Source organism: Pseudoalteromonas sp. AOP7-A1-14 (genome assembly GCF_052376275.1).
GTDB lineage: Bacteria > Pseudomonadota > Gammaproteobacteria > Enterobacterales > Alteromonadaceae > Pseudoalteromonas.
Genome location: NZ_JBQSVO010000209.1, coordinates 1 through 2242, shown reverse-complemented (window position 1 = coordinate 2242; position 2242 = coordinate 1). Strand labels below are relative to the sequence as shown.

At 36.3% G+C, this 2242-nt stretch carries 2 protein-coding genes and 1 pseudogene; all 3 read left to right on the top strand.

Going from position 1 to position 2242, the window contains the following annotated elements; translation table 11 throughout:
• The first annotated feature begins 470 nt into the window (after positions 1-470).
• The gene (locus tag ACT3RM_RS17550; RefSeq protein WP_444511471.1) at positions 471-1349 is read left to right on the top strand and encodes an NAD(P)-dependent oxidoreductase; all 879 of its coding nucleotides are present in this window, start codon (positions 471-473) and stop codon (positions 1347-1349) included.
• A 388-nt stretch (positions 1350-1737) separates the two neighbouring features.
• Entirely contained in the window at positions 1738-2082 is a 345-nt protein-coding gene (locus tag ACT3RM_RS17545; RefSeq protein WP_444511470.1) for a cupin domain-containing protein, read from the top strand.
• Positions 2083-2084: 2 nt separating this feature from the next.
• Positions 2085-2242, top strand: a pseudogene (locus tag ACT3RM_RS17540) (MFS transporter); the annotation flags it as partial.

Genomic DNA, 2242 nt, shown 5'->3' with positions numbered 1-2242 from the left:
AAGTAAATTTATAACGTTTACTTAGTTCCTAAGCTAACCCTGTGAATTGCAGGGTGTTGGCTCATCTTACATATATATACAGCTTAAGTTTCAGCAAACCTTTATTACCAATATTTATGATAAGTTATCTTTTCGCAATTATATGCACCAGAGAGTGACATTTCCTACTAAATCCTTTGTTATAGTGCGCTGCAGGGGAGTGAGTGATAATGAAAATTCTAAATTAAAGTTACATGAAGCGATGTTTAACTTTACAAATGTTAGTTATTGGTTGACAAATTGGATATATAGTAATAATGTTTTTGCATGAAAATTGGTAACCTCTAAGGTAAGGTTTAGAGGGAATCGATATATAACCAGAGTTATATTTAGCGTAAAGTTAAATGTGGCTCTATTTAATTAATAATAAATGGCGTTCTACGGCAGTTATTTTTACTTACAAACAAGTGTTATCACACTAGGAGTTAAACATGTCAAAACCTATCATCGGTTTCATCGGCTTAGGCTTAATGGGCGGGAATATGGCCGAAAACTTACAAAACAAAGGCTATGAGCTGATTGTTATGGACCTCGATAAAGAGGCTGTAGCGACATGTACTGCCAGAGGAGCAAAGTCAGCTGATAATGCGAAAGAGTTAGCTGCCGGCGCTGATATTGTCATGCTTTGCCTTACTACATCAACTATCGTTGAAAAACTTGTTTATGCTGACGATGGCATTCTTGCAGGTATTAAAGAAGGTTCAGTATTAATTGATTTTGGTACTTCAATTCCTTCATCAACGCAAAAAATTGGCGCTGATTTAGCTAAGAAGGGTGTAGGTATGATCGATGCACCGCTAGGCAGAACTCCAGCTCATGCTAAAGATGGCTTACTTAATATTATGGCGGCAGGTGATATTGAAACGTTCAATAAAGTTAAACCTGTTTTAGACGAGCAAGGTGAGAATATATTCCATCTTGGTGAGTTGGGTGCTGGCCATACAACGAAGTTAATCAATAACTTTATGGGTATGACAACAGTATGTGCTATGTCTCAGGCATTTTCAGTAGCAGACCGTGCTGGTGTAGATCGTCAGCAGCTTTTCGATATTATGTCTACGGGCCCTTCTAGCTCTCCATTTATGAAGTTTTGTAAAAACTATGCTGTTGATAATGTAAGCGACCTTGGTTTTTCAATTGCTAATGCAAACAAAGATTTAGGTTACTTCCTACAAATGGTTGAAGATTTAGGTACAGAGTCGAAGATAGCCGAAGGTTCTTCTGCTAATTTACAAGCTGCATTTGACGCAGGTATGGGTAAAGGTAACGTGCCAGAAATTTTTGATTATTTCCGCACATTAGAAAAATAATATCAGTACCGTGTAATACAGCGCTTAATTCAGGTTACTCATCTTTTTATCATGAAGTACTTGTTTTTAAGCGCTAATAATAGCTTAACTTGGTTTTTCTTAACGATAATAATTACTATTTTATCAGGTTATTAAAATATTAACCTAATTTATCGTATAAGTAATTAACCATTATATTTATATATTTTAGTAGGTTACTGGCGTGATGAGCCTAATGATCTTAAGCCACGCAGTTGGCATTACCAGCCTTAAAGGTTAGGTGGTTAAGTTCCTATTGATGGGTGACGCGCAGTTAGCTGAGCAAGTGAACATTTACATAAAAATAAAATATTTATTTAAAAGGCCAATGCGCTGTTTATTAAATGAATAATGATTAGGAGTAATTTAGATGCAAAAGCAAAGTGCGCACTTTTCATTTGGCAATGAAGCTGAAATTGAAGATTTAGGTAATGGTTTAAAACGTCAAATGCTAGGCTATAACGAAGAGTTAATGGCAGTAAAAATTTGGTTCAGTGAAGGTGCGATTGGTTACAACCACGCGCATCGTCATTCTCAAGTTACCTATGTTGTTGAAGGTGAATTTCATTTTAATATTGATGGCGTAACTAAAGTGCTAAAAGCCGGTGATAGCTGCTTTATGCCTCCACACGCTGATCATGGTGCAACCTGTCCAACTGGCGGTATTTTAATTGATACCTTTAGTCCTATGCGAGAAGATTTCCTTAAGGATTAATTATGAAACTTAAAGGCTTACGTTGGTGGGTAATAGCATTAATTGCACTTGCCACCATAATAAACTACATAGACCGCCAAGCACTTAGTGTGCTGTGGCCAGATATTGTTAATGACTTATTTCCCGATAAAACAGTTTTAGAACAAAAGCAAATATACGC